Consider the following 26,580-nt stretch of genomic DNA (forward strand, 5'->3'; position numbering starts at 1 on the left):
GTTTAGGTTAGTTATAAAAAGCTGTCAAGTCTGGGAAGATTTGACAGTTTTTTTTATGCAATAGATTTATGCAATTTTTTGAAGTAATTAAATGCCTTAATCGGACGACTGCCATACCAAGAAAATAGTTCTCCATCTACAAAAACAGTTTTAGCATGATGGGAAAATCTTCCCAACTCAAAAGCATGTTCATCGGCAAACGGAAATGGTTCTGAAGACAACAAAATCAAATCGGGGTCACCTTGTATTCTCATTTTTTGTATAATTACTTCAGGATATCGCTCCTCCCTATTGGCATAGATATTATCAAAATGATTTAGTTTCAACATTTCATTAATAAAAGTATTGTTTCCTGCTGCCATATAAGGATTAGCCCAAATGAAATATGCTACTTTTTGGAATGGTTTATCTTTGATGAATTGCTGAAAATCATGATACGCAAAGTTAATTTTATCTATCCACTTCTGTGCTTCTGTTCTTTTATTAAAAAGTTGCCCAAAATCTTCAATCATTTTCAGATTATCTTCTAGACTTATAATATCAGTTACCCAAACTGGACAAATTTTAGAAAGTTTCTCAACAATTTCTTTGGTGTTTTCTTCTTTATTGGCAATAATAATATCAGGCTGCAACAATCTTATTTTTTCTAGATGCACTTTTTTGGTACCGCCGATACTCTTTTTAGTGGATTTAAAATGAAAAGGATGCACGCAAAACTTTGTAATCCCGACAATACTTTCTTCTAAACCCAAATCAAACAATAATTCTGTTTGTGAAGGAACAAGTGAAATTATTCTTTTTGGTGTTGTTTCAAAAGTGTGGGAAGTTCCCAGTTGGTCTATTAACGTTTTCAATCCTATTTTATGATTTCAAGATAATTTCCATTTCTTGCTGCATTTTTAATGCTTCTTCCCTAGCCTTTTCTGCAAAATTAGTTTTGTCAGAAGCATAAATAATTCCCCTTGATGAATTGATTAGTAAGCCCACATTTTTATTCATTCCGTATTTGCAAACTTCCTGCAAACTTCCGCCTTGAGCGCCGACACCAGGAACAAGTAAAAAACTATCAGGGACAATTTTGCGGATTTCTGTAAAATATTCTGATTTTGTGGCACCTATAACGTACATCAGATTATTGGAATTTTTCCAAGTTCTCGAAGTTTCCAAAACCTGTTTGTATAATTCCTGTCCACCAACATTCAAAGTCTGAAAATCAAAAGCGCCTTCATTTGAAGTTAGGGCTAACATAATAGTATGTTTGTTTTCAAATGCTAAAAATGGTTCTACAGAATCTTTCCCCATATAAGGTGCAACAGTGACACTATCAAAATTTAAATCTCTCAAAAAAGCTTTGGCGTACATAGAAGATGTATTGCCAATATCACCCCGTTTGGCATCGGCAATGGTGAAAATATCAGGATGCTTTTCGTTAATGTATTTAATCGTTTTTTCTAAAGATTGCCAACCTTTCAAGCCATACGCTTCATAAAAAGCCGTATTGGGTTTATAAGCAACACATAAATCATGGGTGGCATCAATTATGCATTTATTGAATTCAAAAACAGGATCTTCAAGTTCTAATAAATGGGTTGGAATTTTAGTTAAATCAACATCAAGACCAATGCAAAGAAAGGATTTTTTGGCTTTGATTTGCTGAACAAGTTGTGGTGTTGTCATAGAATGCAGTTGTTTGACAAAGTTACTTTAAAGTTTTTGAACTGCAATGACAAGAGAAAATCCAAAAGTTGTCAAATATTCAAATGATTTATCCTTTAGCCCCGATTATAGCGAAAATCCTTTTTCTTTTTGTCCCTTCGACAAGCTCAGGATGACAAAAAGAAAAAAAAGACCTGCCTGCCGGCAGGCAGGTTGTAGCGGAAAGCGGGAATTGCCATAAATGATAAATCCCAAGCCATTTGCTCCAAAAAAACATCAAATTTTCAATTAAAATACTTCGCTTTCTTTTAGTTTTTCCATATTGTTAACCAACTGTAATTCGTCAACAAATTTTTGAATTTTTCCGTTCATCACGCCATCCATATCAAAAACATCTAATCCTATTCGGTGATCGGTAACTCGACCTTGTGCATAATTATACGTTCTGATTTTTGCAGAACGGTCACCTGAACTAACTTGAGAAGTACGTTTCACAGCATCTTCTGCTTCTTTTTTGGCTAATTCTTGTTCGTATAATCTCGAGCGTAAAACGGTTAATGCTTTATCTTTGTTTTTATGCTGCGATTTTTGATCTTGACATTGTGCCACCAAACCCGTTGGAATGTGAGTTAAACGCACAGCTGATTTTGTGGTATTCACTGATTGTCCACCTGGTCCAGAAGAACAAAAGAAATCAACCCGAACATCATTCATGTCAATTTGGACATCAAATTCTTCCGCTTCAGGCAATACCATCACCGTTGCTGCGGAGGTATGCACTCTACCTTGGGTTTCGGTTTGTGGAACACGTTGTACACGGTGAACACCGGCTTCAAATTTCAATGTTCCATAAACATCTTCGCCGGTAACTTCAAAAATAACCTCTTTAAATCCACCTGAAGTTCCTTCATTCATATCAACTGTAGAAGTTCTCCAACCTCTAGCTTCACAGTATTTTGTGTACATTCTGTATAAATCTCCAGCAAAAATAGAGGCTTCATCGCCACCCGTACCAGCACGTATTTCGACCATGACGTTTTTGGCGTCCTCTGGATCTTTTGGTATTAACATGAATTTGATTTCTTCTTCTAATTCAGGTAAACGTTCTTTGGCTTCATCCAATTGCATTTTGGCCATTTCTACCATTTCAGCATCCGAACCATCGGCTATAATTTCGTTAGCTTCTTCGATGTTTGCAGTAACGTTCATTAATTCTTCACGCTTTTCCATTAGCGCTTTAAGCCCTTTGTATTCTTGATTTAACTGTACATAACGCTTTTGATCAGAAATAACATCGGGCTGAATAATCAAATCGGATATCTCGTCGAAACGTTGTTTTACATATTGCAATCTTTCTAACATAGTATTTTAGTTTTCGAGTGCAAAAGTACAAAAAAAGTGTTCAGTTTACTGTGTTCAGTTGGCAGATTTTTTATAGTATTGTAACGTTTTAAAAAAATAGAAGATGAAAAAATCTATAGAGTTTATATCGCTGATTGTTTTGATTTGCAGTACTAGTTTATTAATGGTCATTTCCTGCCAAAAGAAATCGGAAAAAAACTTTGAACAACTAGAAAAAATGAATTGGCTTATTGGGAATTGGGAAAATAAAATGGACGAAGGACTTTTAACCGAGACATGGATTAAAGAAAATGATAGTACTTTTTTGGGAACAACTTATTTCATTATCAATAAAAAAGATACCGTTCATTCAGAGACAATTCACTTAACACAACTCAATAATGAGCTAATCTATAGACCAACCGTTAAAGGTCAAAACAATGATGAACCGGTTGATTTTAAATTGAGTTCCGAGAATGAAAACACGTTTAGTTTTGAAAACCCAAAACATGATTATCCTCAAAAAATAGTGTACAAAAAAGTGAATGAAAATTCATTAGTGGCCACTATTTCTGGAATACAGCAAGGAAAACAGAGTACTGAAAGTTATCCTATGAAGAAAAAATAATAAACCTCGCTTATCACTAAACGAGGTTTGCATAAAAGCACTTCGACTGCGCTCAGTGTGACAACTGTTAACTGCGACTGAAAACTACTTCACGGGAATACTCGCCAATATCTCCAAATAAAACTTCCAGAATTTCTGTGATGATTTGATTGAAGCTCTTTCATCTGGGCTATGCGCACCGTGAATGGTTGGTCCGAAAGAAATCATATCCATTCCCGGATAATTAGTTCCAAGTATACCACACTCTAAGCCAGCGTGACAGGCAACGACTTTAGGTTTTTCGTTGTTTTGTTTTTCATAAATCGAAACTAAAACATCCAATATTTCGGAGTTCACATTGGGTGTCCATCCCGGATAACTACCACCAAAAGTTACTTCGCAACCAAACAATTCATAAGCAGAACGCAAGCTATTAGCCAAATCCATTTTGGAAGTTTCTACTGAAGAACGTGTTAAGTTCTGAATGGAGATTTCGCCATCCTTTGCAATCACACGAGCAATATTGTTAGAAGTTTCTACCAAATCCTCCATATCAGCACTCATTCTATAAACACCATTATGAGCTGCATAAATAGCACGTAACAAACCTTCTTGAACACCCAAATCCATAACTTTACTTGGTAAATCACTTTTTACGATTTCTATTGTAAGGTTGGGTTCCATCGTTTTGAATTCGGTTTTAATATCACCAACGATTTCTTGCATATCAAACACAAAAGCTTCGTCATACATTTTGGCAACTATTACTTTTGCAACACTTTCTCTAGGAATAGCATTGCGCAAACTTCCGCCACTGATTTCAGCGATTTGCAACCCGAAATTCTCAAATCCGTCAAACAACAAACGGTTCATGATTTTATTCGCATTTCCCAAACCTTTATGAATATCCATTCCAGAATGACCGCCGTTTAAACCTTTAACAGTAATCGTGTACCCCACAGAATCTTCAGGAGTTGGTTCTTCATTGTATTTTCTATTCGCCGTTACATCAATTCCACCCGCACAACCGATATCAATTTCATCATCTTCTTCAGTATCTAAATTCAATAGAATTTCACCTTTTAGAATGCCTCCTTTTAAGTTCAAAGCACCAGTCATACCCGTTTCTTCATCAATGGTAAACAAAGCGTCAATAGCTGGATGGGGAATGTTTTTGCTTTCTAAAATTGCCATAATAGCAGCAACTCCCAATCCATTATCGGCACCAAGTGTAGTTCCACGAGCACGAACCCAATCGCCATCAACATACATGTCAATGCCTTGCGTAAGAAAATCGAAATCGGTATCGTTATTTTTTTGATGCACCATGTCCAAATGTCCCTGTAAAACAATGGTTTTACGATTTTCCATTCCTGCAGTAGCGGGTTTACGAATAATTACGTTTCGGATTTCGTCTTCAAAAGTTTCCAGTCCTAAACTGTTTCCAAAGTCTTTCATAAATTCAATCACGCGTTCCTCTTTTTTGGATGGACGAGGAACGGCATTTAAATCGGCAAATTTATTCCAAAGTGCTTTTGGTTCCAGGTTTCTAATTTCTTGGCTCATTTTGTAAAAATTATTTTTGAAGTGATTTTGGACTATTATTAAACTGAAATTTCACAAATTAATTATAATAATGTTATTTATTACTCTATTCCTTCAATCCTATCTGCAAAAACATTTACAAGTTTGTAATTAGAATTAACATCAAGAACATTATCCCAAAGATTAGTAATAACTTTATAAAATGGTTTAATTTTCAAATTTCCAAAACGAATATGAATAACTTTTGGGGGTGGATTATGCAACATTATTATATTTGAAAAATCAACATCTTTTGTAATAATGGTAAGATTATTTATTTTTGCATATTACCATATTTCTTCATCAGACCAGCTACTATCTAAGTCTTTTTGATGAATAAAATCGTTTGAATTCCAAAGTGCAAAATAATAAGGAAGGTTTATGTCTATTAGAAATTTTGTCATTTATGCAACACTTCTAATGGTAAAATTTCGTTTCATTAAATCCGCTGCAAACTTTAAACAAGCATCAATATCTTCGTTTTCTAGAGTTGGATATTGATATAAAAGTTCTTCTCGAGTTTCACCTGAACTCAAAAATTCTAATATTGTATTTACAGTAAGTCTTGTGCCTCGAATAGTAGGTTTCCCGTTGCACATTTTATCATCAATTGTTATTCTTTCTGCAATATATTCCATAAGTGTATCTTTTTATACAACAAATTTACAAAAAAAGAATTATTGGTTTTGATTATAAGTATTTTTATAGCAAAATAATACTTTGAAACGAAAATACATTCTTCCTCATTTTCTATTATTTCAGATTATCTTTCTGAGATTTTTAGCATTCTTCCCTGAAACTGTAGAACGCTTTTATAGCAATGGATTGTATGTGTATATTTCTCATTTTTCGAGAACTTTATCGGGGGAAATCCCTTTCTCTATTGGTGACATTATTTACGGAATGACAATTATTTATTGTATTTACTGGTTTTATAAAAACCGAAAACTGCATTGGAAACGTAAATTATGGTCGGTATTAAATTTTCTTTCGGTGTTTTACTTCCTATTTCATTTGCTTTGGGCTTTCAATTATTATCGGGTGCCACTTTTTGAAAAAATGAATATTAAAACAGAATACTCCGAAGCTGATTTAGTAACTTTTACAGAAAAATTAATTTCAAAAACTAACGAAGTGCAACTAGTCATTACAAAAAATAAAAATGAGAAAGTAACCAATCCTTATTCACAAGATAGTATTTTCAGCATGACACAAAACGGTTATGATAACTTATCCAAAATATATCCTTTTTTCCAATACGAAATTCCAAGTAGAAAAAAATCACTTTTCAGTTTACCATTAGCTTATATGGGATTTGGTGGCTATCTGAATCCGTTTACCAATGAATCTCAAGTGAATGATAAGTTGCCTATGTATGGTTTTCCCAATGTGGTTTGTCACGAAATGGCGCATCAAATTGGCTATGCCAGTGAAAGCGAATGTAATTTTATTGGATTTTTGGCTGGTATTAAAAATGAAGATTTGTATTTTCAATATTCGGCATTATCCAACGCCTTACGGTATTGCATGTCAAATATTGCAATGAAAAACGAAAAGCAATTTGAAACACTAAAAAAGAAAATTAATCCCGGAATTATTGCCAATTATAAAGAAAGTGATTTGTTTTGGAAACAATATGACACTATTATTGATAAAGGATTTCACGCTTTCTATGACCAGTTTCTAAAAACTAACCAACAAGAAGATGGAATTGAAAGTTATAGTAAGTTTGTGGATTTGTTGATTAATTATTATAAAGGGAAAGAACTAAAGTAAAATGGATTACGCCTTCGGGGGAATGACAATAAAGTAAAAAGACTACTTAGGATTCTGCTTAAAGTAAACTTCAGTTGCACCTTGCCCATACTTTTGATAATTAGCATCTTGAAAAATTATATTATCATAACGCCCTAATAAAAAATCAAGATCTGATTTCAAAACACCTTCGCCAACACCATGGATAAACACAATCTTTGGAATACGGTTTCGAATGGCAAAATCAATGTGATATTTAGCGGTATCCAATTGTTTTGTTAAAATGTCGTAATTATTCATCGCTTTGTAGTTCTTGACCAATTTTTCGATGTGCAAATCAAACTCAGGAACCGGAAGTTCTCTTTTATTCTTCTTTTCTTTATTGACGTAATTCGGTTTAGTTACTTCTTTTTCTCCAATCAGCTGATTTTTATTGAAGCTAAAATTCATGGTGTCACCTTTTTCAATCTTTATTAGCTCGTTTCTTTTAAAAGTAAGATTAAAACCATCTGTTGTCTCAATAGTAACATCTACCCCATTTACTTCAATTACAACACCATCAATAGCATCATCTAAAACCGAAACTTTATCTCCTTTATTCATCATCGTCTATGTCCTTTTCGTCTTCTTCTTTTTTACTTGGAACTTTGGAAGTCAATTGCATCATACCATACATAAAGACCGCTACCGCAGCAGATAATATATAAATATTGGGCTTGGCTTTGGATTGCTCAAACAAACCAACAATGATTGCCACAAAAATAAAAGGTAAAATTAATTTTTTCATGGTATATAATTTACTTCAAAAATAATAAACTTTATTGGCAAACCGAATAAAAAAAACACCTTCTATTGAAGATGCTTTTCATTCTATAAATTGGGTTTTGCATTAATGCATTGCGCTATATCCAATGACCATAACTATTGCTCCAATAATATATAAAGCTATGATAATTATAGCAGCAATTCCCAAAAATTTATGATGAGACTTCAAATTACTAAAAGCTTTGGTTAACAATTCTGTATTGCCAGAATTGAGTGCTTTCTTTGTGCTATCGGCATATTTGTATAAATAATAAATAGGAAATAGATAAATGATAGCAAATACTAAATAAATAATTGATATAAATCCTTTAATTGCTCCATAAGGTCCAGGAATTTCAGGTGCCATCGACATAACTGAAGTCATTATAATGGCTAATAAAGCTAAAAAGCCAATGCCAATAAATCCTAAAATAGCTAAGAACATGGACCATTTAGCACTTTCTCTTAAATAATCTTTGGCTACTTCTTCTAATTGCATTCCGTTGTTTTGGTTTTCCATAATAAATAAAGTTTTGTTGGTTAGTGAATTAATGTTCTATTTTTCAAATTGTTTTAAGGTTCTGATAATAATGGATATACAATCTAACAATTGCTCCTCATCCATAACTAATGGAGGCGCAAAACGAATAATATTGCCATGTGTTGGCTTGGCTAACAATCCATTTTCTGCTAATTTCATACAAATATTCCACGCGGTATCACTTTCTTCAGTATCGTTAATTACAACCGCGTTCAGCAATCCTTTTCCACGAACCAAAGAGGCAATATTTGATGTCTTAACATAATCGCCTATTTTCTGTCTGAATATTTTCCCTAAACGACGAGCATTTTGAATTAAATGTTCCTCGTTCACAACATCTAATGCAGCCATTGCTACTGCAGCAGCAATAGGGTTTCCACCAAAAGTGGAACCATGTTGTCCTGGTTTTATAACATTCATGATAGCATCATTAGCTAAAACTGCCGATACAGGATAGGCACCACCAGAAATGGCTTTTCCTAAGATTAAAATATCTGGAGCAACATAAGTAGCTTGCTTTTCACAACTGTTTTCACAGGTACAATTTCCGCAAACTGCTAATAAAGAACCTGTTCGAGCAATTCCGGTTTGCACTTCATCGGCAATAAATAACACATTATTAGCTTTACACAATGCTTTGGCTTTCGCCAAATAATCAGCTGCTGGAACATAAACACCCGCTTCCCCTTGAATAGGTTCTACTAAGAAACCGGCAATGTTTTTTGATGAGGCAATCGCTTTTTCAAGTGCATCAATGTCGTCGTATGGAATTTTGGTAAATCCTGCAGTATAGGGACCAAAGTTTTTGCGTGCGTTTTCGTCGTTAGAAAACGAAATAATGGTGGTTGTTCTACCATGGAAGTTTCCATCGCACACAATAATTTGAGCTTCATTTTCATGAATTCCTTTCTTTTCATAAGCCCATTTTCTGCACAGTTTTAAAGCCGTTTCTACCGCTTCGGCTCCTGTGTTCATTGGTAATACTTTATCAAAACCAAAATACTTAGTGATGTATTCTTCGTAAACGCCTAATTTATCATTGTAAAAAGCTCTCGAGGTAAGGGTTAACGTTTGCGCTTGTTCTATCATAGCGCCAATTATCTTTGGGTGACAATGACCTTGGTTGACTGCAGAATATGCCGAAAGAAAATCATAATACTTTTTTCCTACTACATCCCAAACATATACTCCTTCTCCTCTATTCAACACAACAGGTAATGGATGATAATTGTGTGCACCATATTTATCTTCTAAAGCGATAGCATCTGGAGAAGTTAATTTTTCTAAAACTGACATTTTATTGTAATTTAAATTTTTTACTATCAACCTGACTGTCGACAGGCAAGATTCCTTCTTTTTGGAGAGAAATCATCCATAATCTCGGTAAAAGTATAAAAAGTTTAAGAGTTTAAAGTTTAAAAATTTAAGATTGTTAGACCTTTAAACAACTTTAGACCATTAAACTATTTCTTTATTTTCTCCAATATGTCATTCATCATTTCAATTTGTACTTTTTGTATTTCAATTAATTCCTGCTGTTGATGCATGATAAGATGATCTAATTTTTCGTCTAACATTCTGATTTCGAGCTCCGATTTCAAGTTAATCATATAGTCTTTCTTGGCACGCTCTCTATCTTTTTCTTCCTGACGATTTTGGCTCATCATAATAACTGGCGCTTGCAAAGCGGCAAGACAAGACAAAATTAAATTCAACAATATAAATGGATAGGGGTCAAATCCTTTGTTTAAAAGCAAAAATACATTCGATGCAATCCAAACGAGAATAAATAAAAAAAACAAAATAATAAACTTCCAACTTCCGCCAAAATCAGCCACTCCATCGGCAATTTTTTGGCCAAAAGTTCTATTGTCAATTTCATCTTCCACTTTTGATACAAACGATTTATCTTCGGACAATGACTTGATAATTTTTTTGTGCAAATCAGTCAATTCTCCAGCTTCCGATTTCAAAAAATGTGAAATGTATTTTTCTCTATAAATATTGAGTTCGCTCATGGCAATGCAACTCTCCTTGTCAAAATCAGGATGCTCATCTTTAATCAAAGCTACAATTGAAGAACGAATTGATTTACCCAATATTTCTTCCCGTTTTGGAAATTCTAATCCTGAAATACTGCTTTTGAAAGTGGTTGTTGCACTCATGGTATTGGTGTAAGTTGTTTTATTCCTTTCCAACAAATTTAAGCAATGTTAAACGGCTTTAAACATTTCCAACAACTTATTCACCGTATTCCAATTGCGTGTGGTAGAAACTACATTCATGCTTTTTTCAATCCATTTGTTATCGAGTTTGGTTTTGGCTGGTGAAGTGTCGTATTTTAAATAAATCCGTTTGCCATCCAATTGGATTTCGTCGGGTTTGATAAAATTTAAGTTGAGTTGGGTTATCATATTTTCGGGCAACTCTGAAGAAATAAACGAAACATATAGTTTCTTTAAATCGATTTCAGTTTCATTTAAAAATAAGTTTCGATCCAAACACGCTTGCAAATCTGCTTTTCCGATAACAATCACGGGCACATCATGTCCAAACTGTTTAAAAATTTCCTGCTTAATCAAAAAACCAACCTTAGCCGGACTTTCTTCTTCGGTATCGACAAAAACATTCCCCGATTGGATATAAGTTACCACATTCGCAAAACCGATGGCTTCCAGTGCTTTTTTCAGAGCGACCATGTTTATCATTTTATGACCGGAGACGTTGATGCCTCTTAATAATGCTAAATGAGTATACACTTTTAAATTTTTCCTCTAATTTATATTTTTTTCTTAAATCATTACCAAGTTTTAAGCAATAGTTTATTTTTGCCCCATGGGAAGAAAACAAACCAACAAAGTCATTTTTGAAAATATAACCATTCTTGATGCTGGTGCCAAAGGCGTATCGGTAGCCAAAGCACCCGAAGGCCAAGTCATATTCATCCCCAATGTCGTTCCGGGCGATGTGGTAGATGTGCAAACTTTAAAAAAGAGAAAGTCCTATTTTGAAGGCAGAGCCATAAAATTCCACTCCTATTCAAAAAACCGAATTGAGCCGGTGTGCCAACATTTTGGCGCTTGTGGCGGTTGCAAATGGCAAAATATGAAATACGACCAACAGTTGTTTTTCAAAAATCAAGAAGTCTATAATAACTTAAAACGTATTGGTAAAATTGAATTGCCAGCATTTGAACCGATATTGGGTTCCGCTAAGCAGTTTTTTTATAGAAACAAAATGGAATTTGGTTTTTCGGATACCCGTTGGTTAAACGAAACCGAAATCAAATCGGAAGACCAATCATTGAGCAAAAAACCTGCTTTGGGTTTCCATATTCCGAGAATGTGGGATAAGATTTTAGACATTGAGAAATGCCATCTGCAGGAAGATCCATCGAATGAAATCCGCAATGCCATTCGCGAATTTGCGGTTCATAATAATATGACGTTTTTCAATGCCCGAAACCACGAGGGCTTATTGCGTACGCTCATGATTAGAACGGCATCTACCGGAGAAATCATGGTGCTTATACAATTCTTTAAAGAAGATAAAAAACAGCGTGAGTTGTTGTTGGATTATATTCACGCAACGTTTCCACAAATTACTTCTCTACAATACGTAATCAATAGCAAAGCCAATGACACATTGTATGATCAAGATATTAAATTGTATAAAGGCAGAGAGTATATCTTGGAAGAAATGGAAGGATTGCATTTTAGCATTAATGCCAAATCGTTTTATCAAACCAATTCTGATCAAGCTTATGAACTCTACAAAATTACCAGAGAATTTGCAGGTCTAACCGGAAATGAAGTCGTTTATGATTTATATACAGGTACTGGAACGATTGCGCAATTCGTAGCTAAACTAGCCAAAAAAGTGATTGGTGTAGAAGCTGTTCCCGAAGCTATTGTTGATGCTAAAGAAAATGCCAAACGCAATAACATCACCAATTGTGAATTTTATGTAGGCGATATGAAAAACGTATTCAATGACGATTTCATTACGCAACACGGCAAACCCGATGTGATTATCACGGACCCACCAAGAGATGGAATGCATAAGGATGTGGTAGAACAATTGCTAAAAATTGGCGCCGATAAGATAGTATATGTTAGCTGTAATTCGGCAACACAAGCCAGAGATTTAGCATTGATGGACGAAAAATATAAAGTAATCCGCGTGCGCCCTGTGGATATGTTTCCGCAAACGCATCATGTAGAAAATGTTGTACTTTTGGAGAAAAGAAGTGATCAGTTTGCAGAAATTAGTGCTCAGAAAGAATTATAAACTGAACACTTATTACTAAATCCTGAACACTAAAAACTGAACACTGAACACTATGAAAAGAATACTTGCTCTATTACTAATTACAATATGCTTCTCCAGTTGCGAAAAGGACGATATTTGTGCTGAAGAAACCACTCCTCGATTAATAATCGAGTTTTATGATATTTCGAATCCATCCAATTTAAAAAATGTCTTAAATCTGAAAGTAAAAGGAGTAGGCGCACCAGATTTTATTGTCTTTAATGAATCGCTTCCTATTGATAATCCAAATAGGTATCTTTTTAATGGTAACAAATTACAATTACCTTTAAAAATAAATGATAGCATAACAAAATATAGCTTAGTTTTAAACAGCACCAGTACAACAAACGCTAACGAAGATTTTCTTCAGTTTAATTATACCCCACAAAATATTTTTGTATCGAGAGCATGTGGGTATAAAACTATTTTTACTCTAAATGCAGCACCCGATGGTGTCATTAAAACTGATGCAGCCCTACCCGATAATTTTTGGATTCTAGAGTATTCCATTTTAACCACAAACATTACCACCGAAAATGAAACCCATATCAAGATTTTATTGTAGCATATGCTTGGTATTGCTTTCATTAATTGGCAATGCGCAAGAAGTATCCGAAACAAAAAAGGACAGTATCCCGTTAAAAAAGGAACGTTATGGCTTGCGTTTGGGTGTTGATTTATTCAAATTAACACGTTCATTTTATGAAACTGACTACCGCGGTTTAGAATTAGTTGGTGATTTTCGTTTGACGCGAAGACATTATTTAGCTGCAGAAATCGGTAACGAAAATAAAACTGTAGATGATGATCAACTCAATTTTACAACCGAAGGAACGTATATAAAAGTTGGTTTTGATTACAATTCCTATGAAAATTGGCTCAATATGGAAAATATCATTTCCATCGGACTGCGTTATGGTGTGAGTAGTTTTAGCCAAACGTTAAACAGCTATCAAATTTACAATCCGAATCCCTATTTTGGAGAACAACCAATCGTTATTGACGGAACAAAAAATGATGGTCTAACAGCGCAATGGGTTGAGGTTGTTGCCGGAATGAAAGCGGAAGTTTTCAAAAATATTTTCGTAGGTTTCAGTTTCAGACTAAACCGATTAGTGTCACAAAAACGTCCTAACAACTTTGATAATCTTTACATTCCCGGATTTAACAGAACGTATAATGGGGATTTTGGTGTAGGGTTCAATTATACGGTTTCGTATTTTATACCGTTGTATAAGGCAACTGTAAAGACAAAAGAAAAATCTAAAGACAAGAAGAAAAAATAAATGAAAAATAAATTACTGAGCCTTAGTTTCATAACACTACTTTCCTGCCTTACAGGAATAAGTATAATTGGCAATGCCCAATCGATTTCTGCAGGATTCAATTTTTCCCTTTTTCGTTGTGCAGACGGAACCGTCAAAGGAACAGGCACCAATTCAAGCGGGAATCTTGGCATCGGAACTACGGTTGACCATAGCGCAGCAGTTACAGTAAATGTGGTTAACGGAATCATAGCGGTGGAAACTGGTAATTCCCATTCGGTATTCCTTAAAAATGACGGTACGGTTTGGGCGGTTGGCAGCAACAGCAACGGCCAGCTTGGTGATGGAACCACGACTAGCAAAACAACCCCAATTCAAGTAGTAGGACTCACCGGAATTACTGCCATAACAGCGTATAGTTCCCATGCCCTTTTTCTTAAAAATGATGGTACTGTTTGGGCCGTTGGCGATAATTATGGAGGGCAGTTGGGAGACGGAACCACAACCAGCAGAAGCACTCCCTTTCAGATTAGTGGACTTACAGACGTTACCGCTGTAAGTACCGGTTTGGGTCATTCACTTTTTCTTAAAAATGACGGCACGGTGTGGGCTGCCGGATATAATGATTATGGACAGATAGGTAATCAACCCTTGTTTGGTTCAAGTATTCCGGTACAGATAACCGGACTTAGTGGTATTAATGCGATAGCGGCAGGAGGCAAACAATCGCTCTTCCTTAAAAGCAATGGCACGGTTTGGGGGCTTGGCGGGAATTATAATGGGGAACTTGGCAGTAACAACAGCAATACAATGTTCTTTAGCCCGTTTATGATACCTGGCCTAAGCGGAATCACAGCAATATCTGCCGGATTCATACATTCCCTTTTTCTCAAAAACAATGGTACTGTTTGGGCAACCGGAGACAACAACTATGGACAGCTTGGTGATGGGACTACAGTTAATAAGAATGTAGCAACGGTCCTAACAGGCATTAACGGAGTAGTTGCTATTTCTGCGGGTATGTATCATTCCCTTTTTCTCAAAAGCGATGCTACCGTACGATCGGTAGGCGCCAATTTTTTTGGTGGACTTGGTGATGGAACTACAATACAAAGACTCACCCCTGTGATGGTTAATAATCTCTGTACCATGAGTCTGGCAGCAGCAGAAAACACTTTGGAAAAAGACATTAGTGTTTATCCTAATCCATGCAATGTAGAATTGCACATCGACTTAGTAGACTATCTTTCGCAACCTAATACAGAAGTAGAAGTATTCAATTGGCAAGGACAATTACTGCAAAGAACATCGGTACAAAATGCAAATACTACAATGCGGTTTAACGATCTGTCAGCCGGTATTTATTTAGTTCGTGTAGCAACTCCTAAAGGAACAGTCACAAGAAAAATAATTAAGGAATAAGAAGATATTGGTCTTTTTGAAAAGGATGTTTTATTTCAATTCCTTTACTTCCTTCATCAAAAGCCATTTCATAAACAATTTTTCACCATCGCGCGTTTGAACTGCTTGAAACTTTGGAGCCAACAACGTAGCGATTACAAAAGCAGTGATGGGTATCAAATAGCCCGTCAATGTTAATCCACCATACTGTTGAATCAAGTAGTATGATGGAAGAAAAAATAACGCAAAGCTGAGAAAATTAAATACGAAGGCTTTAACTTTTTTAGACATGTTAATCTGGTATTAGCGCTTCATTTTATTTTCCATTAATCCAGCCAACAATTTCTGCATCAGTTGGTAATACTCTAGGAGATAGCACTTTTACCAATTTACCTTCTTCATTAATCAAGTATTTTTGAAAGTTCCATTCTACTTGGCTGTCTTGCAAACCATTTCTACTTTTTTCAGTAAGATACTGATAGATTTCGTGAATGTCTTTTCCTTTAACCGATATTTTATTCATCATTGGAAAGGTTACACCATAATTCTTTTCACAAAATTTAGCAATCTCTTCATTACTTCCTGGTTCTTGAGAACCAAAATTGTTTGCCGGAAAACCAACAATAACAAAATTAAGATCTTTATATTTTTCATAAATAGCTTCCAAATCTTTGTACTGTGGTGTTAATCCACATTCTGAAGCAGTGTTAACAATTAATATTTTCTTTCCTTTAAGTGTAGAAAAGTCAAATTCTTTACCGTATAAATCGGTTACTTTGAAATCATAAATAGTTTGTATTCTTTTTTCGGCTTGTGCTGGGGATTCAATTTGTTGTTCCATTTCTATATTAGTAGTTTTGACTTGTGCCTGATTTTGGCAGCTGAATAAGATTAAAGTTGCGATAAAAAGTGATATCTTTTTACTCATGATTTATTATTGTTTTTTGGTATTCGTGAATCTTCGATTTAATAAAATATTTTTGTCAAAATTAAACATTAATTAAAGAGATATTGTTATACATTTCCCAAAATTTTAAAACAAAAATAGATTTGTTTTAAGAATCTACATAATAAAAAACAACATTTATTTTTTATAATATTTTCGATACTTAGGATAAGCCAATGCTCCAATTAAACTCATTCCTCCCAAAGTCATCCATATCCAACTCAATGATTTTGCTTCACCACTAGCATACGAATGCAAACCTACCAAGTGGAAATTCACACCATAATAGGTAAACAAAATTGATACAAAAGCATACATAGCCATTAAGTTAAATATCCAAGTATTACGTAATGCCGGAACAAAACGAGCATGAATTACAAAAGCGTATACCATAATACTAATCAACGCCCAAGTCTCTTTTGGATCCCAACCCCAATACCTTCCCCAACTTTCATTTGCCCATTGTCCGCCAAGGAAGTTTCCAATGGTAAGCATTACTAAACCAATAGTCAACGCCATTTCGTTGATGATGGTTATTTCTTTAATATTTAATTCCATTTTGGCTTTGTTTTCTTTAGTGGTAAAAAATATCAATAACAAGGAAACAAAACCCAATATCATTCCTAACGCAAACGGACCATAACTAGCCACAATCACCGCTACGTGAATCATTAACCAATACGAATTTAACACAGGTTGCAGGTTTGCAATTTCGGGGTCAATCCAATTGGCATACGCGGCAGATAAAATCATCGCAGTAACAAATGCTGACGAAGCCACTGTCAGTTTAGATTTTCGGTCAAAAGCTAATCCAAAAAACATAGTGGCCCAAGCTACATAAACTATTGCTTCATAAGCATTACTCCAAGGAGCATGTCCCGAAATATACCAACGAGCGATTAATCCTAAAGTATGTGTCGCGAATAATAATCCAACCACAACATGCAAAACATTTACAGTGACGGAAAGCCATTTTTTCTCTTTAAAAATTTGAATAATGGTAAACAACATCATTAAAGCGGCAATAGCAATGTACCAATACGGAAGCTTCTGAAAAACATCATATTTGTTATACAAAATCTCGTAATCAATTTTTTTATCCGATGGACGAACGGCTTTTCCAAATTTCTTTTGATAGTTTTCCATACCTACCAAATAGGTATTTGCCATAGTATAATTTTTATCCTGAGTCGCTTTCATCACCGCATCTAAATAAGCAGGTAATGCAAGCTTAATGGTATCAATTGCGGTTCCTGTTCTGTGATTGATTTCTAAAAAGGACAACCATTTATTGTTACTGTCTTTTGGCAATGGGAAAATGCGCAATATTTTTCCGCTTAAAGCCGAATTCAAGAGATTCACTTTCTTGTCAGTTTCAACAAAATCTTTTTCAAAATTATTAGGATTAGCCGCTTTGTATGCCTCATCTAAATAGGGCGACAATTTATAATTCCCTTTTTCATCAAAACAAGATCTGAAAGTAGCATATTTTGCATCGGATGGAATTCCAAGTATTTTTCGAATACTGTCGTTACCGCTTTTGATATAAATTAGTGGTGTTTCAAACCAAACCGTCGGAAATTGGGTCATCGAAACAAAAGCTTGATCCGAATTCATTCCGTTATAGGTATTTTTATGACTTACTTTTCGCAACAATTCAGATGAAAAAGTATTGATAGGCTTCATTCTTCCGCCTTCATCTTGAATAACCAATCGACCAAATTGAGCGGCATGTTTTTCAGATACTTTGTATTTGTTAATAATAGAATCGATTTGTTTTTGAGTAGGCAAACCGTTATTATGTCCATGATTTTGAGCCAATCCGTTAAAGGAAAGAAAGAGAATTATTAATGTCGTTAGTTTTGCTTTTTTGTCTTTAACGACTTCTAGTTTTCGTTTCAAATCAGTAAAACGAGATCCTTTTACAAAAAGAATTACGAGCATCGTAAAAAACAATATAAAGTACCCTATGTAGGTTATTGTTGTTCCCCAAAAATCATGATTCACCGAAAGAACCGTTCCTTTTTCATCAGGATCAAATGAGGCTTGAAAAAAACGATATCCTTTATAATCCAAAATGTGATTCATATATATGCGCGCATCAAATTTGTCTGAAGAATCAGTAACAGTAACCTTGCTTTCATAAGAAGAATAGCTTTTTTCTGTTCCAGGATATTTTTGAGCGATAAAGTCATTTAACTTAATGCTAAACGGTAAGTTATATACTTTACTTCCGTAACTCAACGTAAATTCTAATTTTCCAAGTTTTACAACCTGTGGTTCGCCTTGTTTCCCTTTGGAACCAACTAAGGTGATTTCTTTTTCTTTTCCGTCGGTTTTAATTATCAAGGTTATGGCATCGTCTCCTTTTTTGGCTTTAAAATCACCACTCGATTTGTAGGTTTTAAATCCTTTTTTGGGTTGATTCGGAATTACAAACTGTGCTTCTCCAAGGTTATATAAAGAACGATACATCAAACTCTGTGCAGAATCTTTGGCTACTTTACCTTGAAATTTATCCGCCATTCTCATAAACTGACCATCAAAAGGTGAAGTAATCGTATTGGATCGAGTATCAATATTAATTGCTCCTTTAGTTGGTTTATTAACCGAAAACAATAGGTTATGAATATTTTGAATTTCGCCTTCTTTAAGCATGTGTTCATGTCTAGTGCCTCCACTAGATTCAACTAATTTTAAATAAACATCGCCTTTTTCATCCGCTTTAATAGTTTCTTTAGCATCCAAAGCGAAGTCTTTGTATTCAATCTCAAATGGAATAGCATCAAAGGTATCATCAATAGAAAAATAATTATTCGCAACTGGGGAAAGTATTAATGGTTTTTCAAAAACCCTACGCATCATTTTTCCATCGTGCATTCCATCAACAAAAACAGACAAATGACTTTTATCCGAATAAAACTGATTTGAAGAAGCTCCTTCTCGAATTGGCATCATGCCTTCATAACTAATGTATCGGGTTACAAAAGCACCAGAGATGATAAATATCCATGACAAATGCAATAACAATGTTGGCCATTTTTCTCTTTTTAAAAGCTGGTATCGTTTGATGTTTCCAATGAAATTAATCACAAAAAATAACATAATTGCTTCAAACCACCAAGCGTTGTACACCCATATTCGTGCGGTATCGGTATTGTATTTACTTTCGATGAATGTTCCGGTGGCCATAGCAACCGCAAAACCCAAAAACAAAAGTGCCATTAAACGAGTAGAGAATAAAATGGAGTAAATTTTCTTTTCCATAGGTTGGAATACTATTTTTTAAAAAGTGGTACAAAAATAGCGTAAATAAATAGATTTCAATAGCATTTAATTTCGGATTTAATACTTTTTTATGAGTTGTTGCAATTGTTTTTTTTCATACTATTGACAAGTAATAAAACCAACAATGCTAAAATTTAATAAAACCTATTTTGGGTTAACCCTACTCATTTTAATTACCGAAATTATAATTGCGCTATATGTTCGTGATAACATTGTTAGACCTTATATTGGTGATGTTTTAGTAGTTATTCTAATTTATTGTTTTATTAAATCGTTCTTCAATACTATGGTCGTTCCTACTGCAAGTTTTGTGTTGCTTTTTGCTTTTGGAGTAGAAACGCTTCAATATTTTAGAATTATAGAAATACTTGGACTTCAAGACAATAGCGTTGCTCGAATCACAATCGGAACCTCTTTTGCCTGGATGGATATTGCCTGTTATTGTATCGGAATTGCAATCGTAGGTGTTGTCGAAAAAATAACTCGTAATGGCTAAAATCATCATTTATATCTCTTTCTTTACTTACATTTGGAATTGTATTGACATTCAACACACATTAATAGCATCATGAAAGTTAACCCTAAACTTCAAAAACAACTCGAACTCACCAACGAGCAAACGTCACCTTTATTCCGAATCATGTCAATTCAGAACAAAGAAGAACCACACAGACGTCATTTTGAAAACAACATCTGTGCCTTTCATATTGGTAACGGATTTATTCTTTCGGTGGCGCATAATTTAAAAGTAGAAGCCACTATTTTTAAATCTATTGATAACGGGATGTATCTTACCGATATTTTTCCGTACTTGAATGCTGAACAAGCACAGCTATTTGAAAGTTGTTATCCATTAGAATTGAGTAATCAAAGAAGATACGCCAACATTACCAATCCGAATGATTATCAAAGTATTAGTAACCAGCTCAAGCAAATCAATTTTGATACCCGTTGGATAACTCTGATGAATCGCAAAATCTGCAACCCGCATGTAGTCGTTCAGTTCAAAAATGAGTTGTTTTATAATGATTCGGAATTGACTACTCATTTCAATCCAACTACATATTTTGCCGAACCTGCCATACAACGACATACTTTTTTGGTAGAAGTCGAATTGGTAGAAGCTTTTTATAATGAAGATATAGCGTTATACAAAATCATAAACACGCCTAAGGAAGTTATTGATGCAATGCCAAGTTTGCATATAGATTATACTCTTTTAGACGACAATCAAGAAAACTATTATTGCTTGCAAAGTTCGCCTACCAGTGAAATTGGAAAGCTTTTAAACAAAGCTCAAATAGAAGGTTTTACGGAGCATTTTTCCATTTTTCAGGAGCGAATTGGAGGCAACTATATCCTTGAAGGATTGCGGTACCTAATCAAAGGATATTTCCGATTTGGTTCATCCGGTGCGCCTTATGTGGTGTATGATGAAAAGACAAACGCATTCAAAGTAAATGCCGTTCAGAGTGAAGCGTGTCCGATACAACTTTCTATAAACAACCAACGCGATGGAAATTTTCAGTATGTGAATGCGATTGCTACGCCGTTACAGGTAATTCAGGAACGATTAGAAAGACATATACAAAAATAAAAACTCAAATCCGTTTTGCAAATAAAATCTCATACAATCGCTATTACTTAATGGTTTTAAATACTGAATATTAGGAAAAAAATAATATTTTTTTATCTTTGAAAAAACAACCTACCTATTATGAAAAACAAACTACTCTTTGTATTATTAATATTTCTTTTCGGAAATACGTACGCACAAAATAACTTATGGAATCCCACTTCAGAATTAAGAGTTAGTTCGTTAAGCAAAATGGAGCGAGAATCAGTTCCAACAGAAAACAAACTTTTTAAACTGGATTTAGTTAAATTAAAACAGTTATTAGCCAATGCTCCCAAAGATTCGCAAAATAGTCAATCGAATCTAATCATTGCGTTTCCTAATCCTGAAGGAGAATTGGTTCAATACAGAATCTACGAAGCTCCGGTAATGGAAAAAGAATTAGCAGATAAGTACCCTGACCTGAAAAGCTACTCCGGAAGTAATGTAACTAATCCCTCTGAAACCATTCGTTTTAGTGTGACTCTTTTTGGGTTGCATTTTATGTGCTTCAATAATGAATCGGGTACTTATTTAATTGATCCGTATACCAAAGACTTACAAAATTATAGTGTCTATTACAAGAAAAATATAACCGATACAACAACGTTCAAATGTGGAGTTGAAGAAGTTGAAAACAATCATAAAATTAATGAAAAAGCATTAAATGAAACGTTACGAGCAAGCGATCAAAATTTTAGAACCTATCGATTAGCGATTGCTTGTACTATTGAATATTCTGCTTTTCATGTGAATGCCGCTGGTTTAAATGCTGGAACTCTTGCTCAAAAAAAAGCGGCAGTTTTATCAGCTATGGTTGTTACGATGACACGGGTAAATGGAGTTTTCGAAAAAGATATGTCCTTACGAATGAATTTAGTTGCCAATAATGACTTGGTTATTTTTATTGATGCAGATAATTTCGACAATATAAATTCTGGCACGTTAATCGATCAGAGTCAAGTAGAAATTGATGCGAATATTGGTGCTGCAAATTATGATATTGGACACACCTTTAGTACAGGTGGTGGTGGATTAGCACAACTAAATTCACCTTGTACTGGTTCTAAAGCAAGAGGAATTACAGGAAGAGGTGCACCTGTTGGTGATGCTTTTGATATCGATTATGTAGCTCATGAATTAGGACATCAATGGGGTGCAACACATACACAAAACAATAGTTGTAATCGTACTGATTCTACTGCTGTAGAACCTGGTAGTGGTAGCACCATAATGGCTTATGCTGGGATTTGTACTCCTAACGTACAAAACTTTTCTGATGCTCATTTTCATGCGGTAAGCATAGCACAAATGGTTGGTTTTATTTCTGGAACTGGCGGAACATGTGCTGTGACAACACCTAACGGAAACTTTGCACCCATTGTAAATGCTGGTATCGATTACACCATCCCAAGTGGAACAGCTTTTATTTTAAAAGGAAATGCAACTGACGCTAATAATGACTCATTAACCTATTGCTGGGAACAAACTAATATTGAAGTTTCCACACAACCACCATTAGCTACTGCGGTAAACGGTCCAAATTTTAGATCAATTATTCCTTCTACCTCACCCGATAGATACATGCCACCTTTAGCTAATGTGATAGCCGGAAGTTTAGCTCCAACATGGGAAGTGGTACCAACAGTGGCAAGAACCATGAATTTTGCACTTACCGTTAGAGATAATAGAACGCCAAATGGCGGTCAAACCGGAAGAGATGACAACGTAATTACAGTTTCGAGCGTTGGTCCTTTTTTAGTTACAAGTCCCAATACAAATGTATCTTACGTGGCAGGTTCTAATCAAACCATCACATGGGATGTTGCTGGAACAACGGCTAATAATATCAATTGTTTAAATGTAGATATATTTCTTTCGACCAATGGTGGAACAAGCTTTCCAATTCTTTTAGCTAGTAATGTTCCAAATGACGGGGCTGAATTGGTAACAATTCCGAATGCACCCGGAACTACGAATAGGATCATGATTATGGGAAGCAATCATATCTTTTATGATGTTTCAAATACAAACTTCAGTATCACAAGTCCACCATCAAGCTTTGCATTGGCATTTTCTGGCCTAGCTGGAAGTCAAAATAAAGAAGCTTGTCAAGGAACTGGGGTTTCATATACATTAAGCTACACAACCTTAGCAGGTTTTTCTTCAAATACCGTTTTTTCTGTTAGTGGAAATCCTTTGGGAACAAATGCCACTTTTACTCCAAATACACTGAGCACGAGTGGTTCAGTTACGCTCAACATTGACAACACAAGTAATGCCACTTCAGGTCTTTATTTACTTGAAGTTACAGGAACTTCGGGAGCTACTACCAGAACTGTAAATCTTTATCTTAACTTACTAAACGCAACTTTTGCAAATGTTGCTTTGACTTCACCAGTTAACCTTTCTTTTGCGCAAACCACCAATTTAAATTTAACCTGGGCTACAGATCCTTCTGCAACATTATACGATGTTCAAATTTCGACAAATCAAAATTTCTCACCAATTTTTCAAAGTTCAACTGTAGCCACAAATAGTTATTTGGCAACTGGATTATCGGAGTTAACCAATTATTTTTGGAGAGTTTTATCCAGAAATACTTCTTGTTTTGGTACTTTTAGCGAACCTTACAGATTTACAACAGGGCAACAATCTTGTAATAACGTTGCGTCAACAAATGTCCCTTTGGCAATTTCAGGTTCAGGAACACCAACTGTAAATTCGACGATTACAATACCTAATGCAAGTAATGTTACTATTGCTGACATTAATGTTACGGCACAAATTACGCATACCTATACAGCCGATATAATAGTAACTTTAATCAGTCCAACAGGTAGTGAAATTCAATTAGTAAATCGACAATGCGGAAGCTCCGACAATCTGAATGCCACTTTTGACGATTCAGGAACTGCATTAGTATGTGGCATAAATCCAACTATTAATGGTACCATAAGACCAACACAACTTTTATCAGCGTTAAATGGTCAAAATTCTGAAGGAGTTTGGACATTACGAATTAATGATGTTGATCCTGGAGACGGTGGTTCTCTTGTTTCATGGAGTATCCGAATTTGTTCTTTACCAAATGTACCGATCACTTGCGGACAAATAAGTACTACATGGAATGGAACCAGTTGGAGTAATGAAAAACCAGCGGATAATGTTGCCGTGACCATCAATGGAAATTATACTTCGACGGAAGATTTAGCGGCTTGTTCATTAAATATTATTGGTACTTCTCAGGTTGTTATTTCTTCTGGGAATGATTTTATCATAGATGGTATTGTCAATGTAGCGCCAACGGCTAGCTTCAGCATCCAAAATAATGCTAATGTAGTTCAAAAACAAAACGTAGTAAATACTGCTAATGCAACCGTATTTAGGGATAGTAATCCATTGCGAAGATTAGATTATACTATATGGTCATCTCCTGTAACAGGAAGTCAAACCTTAAAACAATTTTCACCGAATACCGTAAACAATCGTTTTTATAATTATAACTCCACAACTAACTTATTTAATATAATTTCAGATCCATTAAATCAAACATTTACTATAGGAACTGGCTATTTAATTCGCATGCCCGATAATCATCCTACAACTCCAACGATTTGGAATGGTCAATTTAATGGGAACTTAAATAATGGCACAACCGAAGTTAACCTAAGTTATATTGGAAGTGGCCAAAGCTTTAACATGATTGGAAATCCATATCCATCAACAATTAATGCTAATGATTTTATTACCGATAATCTATCTAACATTACTGGAACGCTCTATTTTTGGAGAAAAACAAACGCTGCATTCGGAACCGCTTATGCTACGTATACTCTTGGTGGATCTACGACAACTTCACCTTCTAGCCCAACTCCAAATGGATTTATTCAAGTAGGGCAAGGTTTTTTTGTTGAAGCAAAAAACGTAACTACACCAAAAGTTATCTTTCAAAATTCACATCGATCAGGAAATAATACCAACCAATTCTTCCGTACTAGTGAAATTGAAAGAAACCGTATTTGGTTGAACCTGACCAACACATCCGGATTGTTTAGCCAATCACTTATAGGTTATATCACAAATGCTACTAATGAATACGATGCAATTTTTGATGCAAAATACCTTAATGATAGTCCCGTTGCATTTAATTCCATGTTAGACAATCAAGAATTTTCGATTCAGTTTAGAGGATTAACATTTAACACAACAGATGTATTCCCTATGAAATTCAAAACCGATACAGCAGGGCAATACACCATTGCAATAGATCATACTGACGGTATTTTTGAAACCAATCAAAACGTTTACTTACAAGACACTTCACTTCAAATAGTTCATAATTTGAGTAATAGCTCGTATGACTTCACTTCTGAATCGGGAGAATATAGCAATCGATTTAAAATTATTTTTGAACCTCAAGCCTTAGCTGTTGGAGATAATCCAGCAAACGAGAATTCAGTAATTGCTTATGTAAACAACAATCAAATTCACCTAAATTCTAGTAATCAAATGATAAAAAAAGTTAAGCTATATGATGTTTTAGGCAGATCGCTCTACACCAATGTAAAGGTTGAAAATTTAACTTTGAATATTAGTACTATTTCCGCTAACAATCAAGCACTCTTCCTTCATATTGAATTAGAATCGGGTGAAATTGAAATAAAGAAAATAGTGTTTTAATAAAAAGGAGTTCATTTTGAACTCCTTTTTATTGTTTAATATCCCAGATAGCGCGGATTTATAATCCGTGCCCATAATTAACTTCAAGACAAGTTCGTGCCTACAATCAACTTCAAAACAAATCTAACAAAACTACTTCCAAATCATTCTCTAAACCCGCATAATTTCTAGCTGAACTAAAATAATAATCCCCCCGCTACCGCACGAATCCTTTCGTGTGGTTTATAATTTAAAATACTGAAATACAATGACTTTATCTATTAATCCCTTTTCTCCTGCATAATCCGAAGCACTACTATATTTGTAATCTTCTGGTCTAAAAACTATTCCTTCTTCAACTGGATTATTATGAATATAATCAATTTTTTGTTGAATTACTTTATTACTCCATAGTTCAATTGGTTTGTTATCGTGTCTCCAAAATTGAAAATTAGTTGTGTTTGAACTTTTGGCAGCTTCTTTTTTAAAATAATCTAACAAAAATTCTTTTCTGCTTTCTCTTTGATTTTCTTGTATAGCTTTTATAATACTTCGGCTTGTAAATCTTTTAAAATCTCCTAATAAAAGTTCAGGTTTTTGATTTTCTATACTTCTGTAAATTAAATGAACATGATTGGTCATTATACACCAAGCATGAATTTCCATTCCTTTTTTAAGCTGACAAAATTCTAAACTCTCTACAACTAAATCTTTATATTCATTTCTAGTAAAAACGCCTGCCTGCCGGCAGGCAGGTCCAACCAGCCCACAACCGCAAAGCTTACAAAGTACAAGCCTTCTTGA

26 protein-coding genes are annotated in these 26,580 nt (G+C 34.7%); 10 read left to right on the plus strand and 16 right to left on the minus strand.

Annotation, left to right across the window (positions count from 1 at the left end):
- Positions 1-53 precede the first annotated feature (53 nt).
- Together ACIQ2L_RS06375 and pyrF are read right to left on the minus strand one after the other, a co-directional pair.
- Positions 54-854 carry an ABC transporter substrate-binding protein gene (locus ACIQ2L_RS06375; RefSeq protein ID WP_396157309.1) on the minus strand — a complete coding sequence of 267 codons (801 nt, stop codon included), beginning with the start codon at positions 852-854 and terminating at the stop codon, positions 54-56.
- A gap of 7 nt (positions 855-861) precedes the next feature.
- Positions 862-1,677 carry an orotidine-5'-phosphate decarboxylase gene (gene pyrF / locus ACIQ2L_RS06380; RefSeq protein ID WP_396157310.1) on the minus strand — a complete coding sequence of 272 codons (816 nt, stop codon included), beginning with the start codon at positions 1,675-1,677 and terminating at the stop codon, positions 862-864.
- Between the two features lie 46 nt (positions 1,678-1,723).
- On the opposite strand from pyrF, the gene ACIQ2L_RS06385 reads away from it, so the two are divergent.
- The gene (locus ACIQ2L_RS06385) at positions 1,724-1,897 is read left to right on the plus strand and encodes a hypothetical protein (protein ID WP_396157311.1); all 174 of its coding nucleotides are present in this window, start codon (positions 1,724-1,726) and stop codon (positions 1,895-1,897) included.
- Between the two features lie 47 nt (positions 1,898-1,944).
- Here the strand turns inward: ACIQ2L_RS06385 and prfA are convergent, their stop codons facing one another.
- Entirely contained in the window at positions 1,945-3,018 is a 1,074-nt protein-coding gene (gene prfA / locus ACIQ2L_RS06390; RefSeq protein ID WP_396157312.1) for a peptide chain release factor 1, read from the minus strand.
- A gap of 103 nt (positions 3,019-3,121) precedes the next feature.
- Between prfA and ACIQ2L_RS06395 the strand changes: the two genes are divergently transcribed.
- Complete coding sequence (locus ACIQ2L_RS06395) at positions 3,122-3,625, plus strand: DUF6265 family protein (protein ID WP_396157314.1); 504 nt, start codon at positions 3,122-3,124, stop codon at positions 3,623-3,625.
- 84 nt (positions 3,626-3,709) lie between these two features.
- Here ACIQ2L_RS06395 and ACIQ2L_RS06400 read toward each other — a convergent pair whose 3' ends face one another.
- From ACIQ2L_RS06400 to ACIQ2L_RS06410, 3 genes are all read right to left on the minus strand, one after another.
- Positions 3,710-5,170, minus strand: coding sequence for an aminoacyl-histidine dipeptidase (locus ACIQ2L_RS06400; protein WP_396157316.1), 1,461 nt, complete (start codon positions 5,168-5,170; stop codon positions 3,710-3,712).
- Between the two features lie 80 nt (positions 5,171-5,250).
- Positions 5,251-5,466: a DUF5615 family PIN-like protein gene (locus ACIQ2L_RS06405; RefSeq protein ID WP_396157474.1), complete on the minus strand. Its 216-nt coding sequence runs from the start codon at positions 5,464-5,466 to the stop codon at positions 5,251-5,253.
- A 126-nt stretch (positions 5,467-5,592) separates the two neighbouring features.
- On the minus strand, positions 5,593-5,826 hold the full coding sequence (locus ACIQ2L_RS06410; protein WP_396157317.1) for a DUF433 domain-containing protein: 234 nt from the start codon (positions 5,824-5,826) through the stop codon (positions 5,593-5,595).
- A gap of 193 nt (positions 5,827-6,019) precedes the next feature.
- Here ACIQ2L_RS06410 and ACIQ2L_RS06415 point away from each other — a divergent pair, with 193 nt between their 5' ends.
- Positions 6,020-6,964: a DUF3810 domain-containing protein gene (locus ACIQ2L_RS06415; protein WP_396157475.1), complete on the plus strand. Its 945-nt coding sequence runs from the start codon at positions 6,020-6,022 to the stop codon at positions 6,962-6,964.
- Positions 6,965-7,006: 42 nt separating this feature from the next.
- On the opposite strand, the gene ACIQ2L_RS06420 is transcribed toward ACIQ2L_RS06415, so the two are convergent.
- The 6 genes from ACIQ2L_RS06420 to ACIQ2L_RS06445 form a co-directional block, all read right to left on the minus strand.
- The gene (locus tag ACIQ2L_RS06420) at positions 7,007-7,549 is read right to left on the minus strand and encodes a Smr/MutS family protein (protein WP_396157319.1); all 543 of its coding nucleotides are present in this window, start codon (positions 7,547-7,549) and stop codon (positions 7,007-7,009) included.
- Complete coding sequence (locus ACIQ2L_RS06425; protein ID WP_396157320.1) at positions 7,539-7,730, minus strand: hypothetical protein; 192 nt, start codon at positions 7,728-7,730, stop codon at positions 7,539-7,541. The genes ACIQ2L_RS06420 and ACIQ2L_RS06425 overlap by 11 nt, the downstream gene beginning before the upstream one ends.
- 102 nt (positions 7,731-7,832) lie before the next feature.
- The gene (locus ACIQ2L_RS06430) at positions 7,833-8,267 is read right to left on the minus strand and encodes a DUF5362 family protein (RefSeq protein WP_396157321.1); all 435 of its coding nucleotides are present in this window, start codon (positions 8,265-8,267) and stop codon (positions 7,833-7,835) included.
- A 36-nt stretch (positions 8,268-8,303) separates the two neighbouring features.
- Positions 8,304-9,584 carry an ornithine--oxo-acid transaminase gene (gene rocD, locus ACIQ2L_RS06435; protein ID WP_396157322.1) on the minus strand — a complete coding sequence of 427 codons (1,281 nt, stop codon included), beginning with the start codon at positions 9,582-9,584 and terminating at the stop codon, positions 8,304-8,306.
- A gap of 167 nt (positions 9,585-9,751) precedes the next feature.
- Positions 9,752-10,453 carry a DUF1003 domain-containing protein gene (locus ACIQ2L_RS06440; protein WP_396157323.1) on the minus strand — a complete coding sequence of 234 codons (702 nt, stop codon included), beginning with the start codon at positions 10,451-10,453 and terminating at the stop codon, positions 9,752-9,754.
- Positions 10,454-10,501: 48 nt separating this feature from the next.
- Entirely contained in the window at positions 10,502-11,047 is a 546-nt protein-coding gene (locus ACIQ2L_RS06445; protein ID WP_396157324.1) for a DUF1697 domain-containing protein, read from the minus strand.
- A 76-nt stretch (positions 11,048-11,123) separates the two neighbouring features.
- On the opposite strand from ACIQ2L_RS06445, the gene rlmD reads away from it, so the two are divergent.
- Genes rlmD through ACIQ2L_RS06465 form a run of 4 tightly spaced genes read left to right on the plus strand, consistent with a single transcriptional unit; the run spans position 11,124 to position 15,286 of the window.
- Entirely contained in the window at positions 11,124-12,578 is a 1,455-nt protein-coding gene (rlmD, locus tag ACIQ2L_RS06450) for a 23S rRNA (uracil(1939)-C(5))-methyltransferase RlmD (RefSeq protein WP_396157326.1), read from the plus strand.
- A 52-nt stretch (positions 12,579-12,630) separates the two neighbouring features.
- Positions 12,631-13,164, plus strand: coding sequence for a DUF6452 family protein (locus ACIQ2L_RS06455; RefSeq protein ID WP_396157327.1), 534 nt, complete (start codon positions 12,631-12,633; stop codon positions 13,162-13,164).
- A complete protein-coding gene (locus ACIQ2L_RS06460; protein WP_396157328.1) occupies positions 13,136-13,885 on the plus strand; it encodes a DUF6048 family protein in 750 nt (249 codons plus the stop codon). The genes ACIQ2L_RS06455 and ACIQ2L_RS06460 overlap by 29 nt, the downstream gene beginning before the upstream one ends.
- The gene (locus ACIQ2L_RS06465; RefSeq protein WP_396157329.1) at positions 13,886-15,286 is read left to right on the plus strand and encodes a T9SS type A sorting domain-containing protein; all 1,401 of its coding nucleotides are present in this window, start codon (positions 13,886-13,888) and stop codon (positions 15,284-15,286) included. It begins immediately after the preceding gene.
- A gap of 30 nt (positions 15,287-15,316) precedes the next feature.
- On the opposite strand, the gene ACIQ2L_RS06470 is transcribed toward ACIQ2L_RS06465, so the two are convergent.
- From ACIQ2L_RS06470 to ccsA, 3 genes are all read right to left on the minus strand, one after another.
- Positions 15,317-15,556, minus strand: coding sequence for a hypothetical protein (locus tag ACIQ2L_RS06470; RefSeq protein ID WP_396157330.1), 240 nt, complete (start codon positions 15,554-15,556; stop codon positions 15,317-15,319).
- A gap of 25 nt (positions 15,557-15,581) precedes the next feature.
- Entirely contained in the window at positions 15,582-16,193 is a 612-nt protein-coding gene (locus ACIQ2L_RS06475; RefSeq protein WP_396157331.1) for a glutathione peroxidase, read from the minus strand.
- A 156-nt stretch (positions 16,194-16,349) separates the two neighbouring features.
- The gene (ccsA, locus tag ACIQ2L_RS06480) at positions 16,350-19,478 is read right to left on the minus strand and encodes a cytochrome c biogenesis protein CcsA (protein ID WP_396157332.1); all 3,129 of its coding nucleotides are present in this window, start codon (positions 19,476-19,478) and stop codon (positions 16,350-16,352) included.
- A 145-nt stretch (positions 19,479-19,623) separates the two neighbouring features.
- On the opposite strand from ccsA, the gene ACIQ2L_RS06485 reads away from it, so the two are divergent.
- From ACIQ2L_RS06485 to ACIQ2L_RS06495, 3 genes are all read left to right on the plus strand, one after another.
- Entirely contained in the window at positions 19,624-19,995 is a 372-nt protein-coding gene (locus ACIQ2L_RS06485; RefSeq protein ID WP_396157334.1) for a DUF2809 domain-containing protein, read from the plus strand.
- 72 nt (positions 19,996-20,067) lie between these two features.
- A complete protein-coding gene (locus tag ACIQ2L_RS06490) occupies positions 20,068-21,096 on the plus strand; it encodes a hypothetical protein (protein ID WP_396157335.1) in 1,029 nt (342 codons plus the stop codon).
- A gap of 120 nt (positions 21,097-21,216) precedes the next feature.
- The gene (locus ACIQ2L_RS06495; RefSeq protein ID WP_396157336.1) at positions 21,217-25,797 is read left to right on the plus strand and encodes a reprolysin-like metallopeptidase; all 4,581 of its coding nucleotides are present in this window, start codon (positions 21,217-21,219) and stop codon (positions 25,795-25,797) included.
- A gap of 222 nt (positions 25,798-26,019) precedes the next feature.
- On the opposite strand, the gene ACIQ2L_RS06500 is transcribed toward ACIQ2L_RS06495, so the two are convergent.
- Complete coding sequence (locus tag ACIQ2L_RS06500) at positions 26,020-26,541, minus strand: transposase (RefSeq protein ID WP_396157477.1); 522 nt, start codon at positions 26,539-26,541, stop codon at positions 26,020-26,022.
- Between the last annotated feature and the right edge of the window lie 39 nt (positions 26,542-26,580).

This window comes from Flavobacterium sp. (genome assembly GCF_044369455.1).
Lineage (GTDB): Bacteria > Bacteroidota > Bacteroidia > Flavobacteriales > Flavobacteriaceae > Flavobacterium.

Excerpts from the sequence above, each read along its gene's own strand:
- pyrF (WP_396157310.1), bottom strand. The coding sequence starts at position 1,677 with ATGACAACACCACAACTTGTTCAGCAAATCAAAGCCAAAAAATCCTTT.
- ACIQ2L_RS06385 (WP_396157311.1), top strand. The coding sequence starts at position 1,724 with ATGACAAGAGAAAATCCAAAAGTTGTCAAATATTCAAATGATTTATCC.
- prfA (WP_396157312.1), bottom strand. The coding sequence starts at position 3,018 with ATGTTAGAAAGATTGCAATATGTAAAACAACGTTTCGACGAGATATCC.
- ACIQ2L_RS06395 (WP_396157314.1), top strand. The coding sequence starts at position 3,122 with ATGAAAAAATCTATAGAGTTTATATCGCTGATTGTTTTGATTTGCAGT.
- ACIQ2L_RS06400 (WP_396157316.1), bottom strand. The coding sequence starts at position 5,170 with ATGAGCCAAGAAATTAGAAACCTGGAACCAAAAGCACTTTGGAATAAA.
- ACIQ2L_RS06410 (WP_396157317.1), bottom strand. The coding sequence starts at position 5,826 with ATGGAATATATTGCAGAAAGAATAACAATTGATGATAAAATGTGCAAC.
- ACIQ2L_RS06420 (WP_396157319.1), bottom strand. The coding sequence starts at position 7,549 with ATGATGAATAAAGGAGATAAAGTTTCGGTTTTAGATGATGCTATTGAT.
- ACIQ2L_RS06425 (WP_396157320.1), bottom strand. The coding sequence starts at position 7,730 with ATGAAAAAATTAATTTTACCTTTTATTTTTGTGGCAATCATTGTTGGT.
- ACIQ2L_RS06430 (WP_396157321.1), bottom strand. The coding sequence starts at position 8,267 with ATGGAAAACCAAAACAACGGAATGCAATTAGAAGAAGTAGCCAAAGAT.
- rocD (WP_396157322.1), bottom strand. The coding sequence starts at position 9,584 with ATGTCAGTTTTAGAAAAATTAACTTCTCCAGATGCTATCGCTTTAGAA.
- ACIQ2L_RS06440 (WP_396157323.1), bottom strand. The coding sequence starts at position 10,453 with ATGAGTGCAACAACCACTTTCAAAAGCAGTATTTCAGGATTAGAATTT.
- rlmD (WP_396157326.1), top strand. The coding sequence starts at position 11,124 with ATGGGAAGAAAACAAACCAACAAAGTCATTTTTGAAAATATAACCATT.
- ACIQ2L_RS06455 (WP_396157327.1), top strand. The coding sequence starts at position 12,631 with ATGAAAAGAATACTTGCTCTATTACTAATTACAATATGCTTCTCCAGT.
- ACIQ2L_RS06460 (WP_396157328.1), top strand. The coding sequence starts at position 13,136 with ATGAAACCCATATCAAGATTTTATTGTAGCATATGCTTGGTATTGCTT.
- ACIQ2L_RS06465 (WP_396157329.1), top strand. The coding sequence starts at position 13,886 with ATGAAAAATAAATTACTGAGCCTTAGTTTCATAACACTACTTTCCTGC.
- ACIQ2L_RS06470 (WP_396157330.1), bottom strand. The coding sequence starts at position 15,556 with ATGTCTAAAAAAGTTAAAGCCTTCGTATTTAATTTTCTCAGCTTTGCG.
- ACIQ2L_RS06475 (WP_396157331.1), bottom strand. The coding sequence starts at position 16,193 with ATGAGTAAAAAGATATCACTTTTTATCGCAACTTTAATCTTATTCAGC.
- ccsA (WP_396157332.1), bottom strand. The coding sequence starts at position 19,478 with ATGGAAAAGAAAATTTACTCCATTTTATTCTCTACTCGTTTAATGGCA.
- ACIQ2L_RS06485 (WP_396157334.1), top strand. The coding sequence starts at position 19,624 with ATGCTAAAATTTAATAAAACCTATTTTGGGTTAACCCTACTCATTTTA.
- ACIQ2L_RS06490 (WP_396157335.1), top strand. The coding sequence starts at position 20,068 with ATGAAAGTTAACCCTAAACTTCAAAAACAACTCGAACTCACCAACGAG.
- ACIQ2L_RS06495 (WP_396157336.1), top strand. The coding sequence starts at position 21,217 with ATGAAAAACAAACTACTCTTTGTATTATTAATATTTCTTTTCGGAAAT.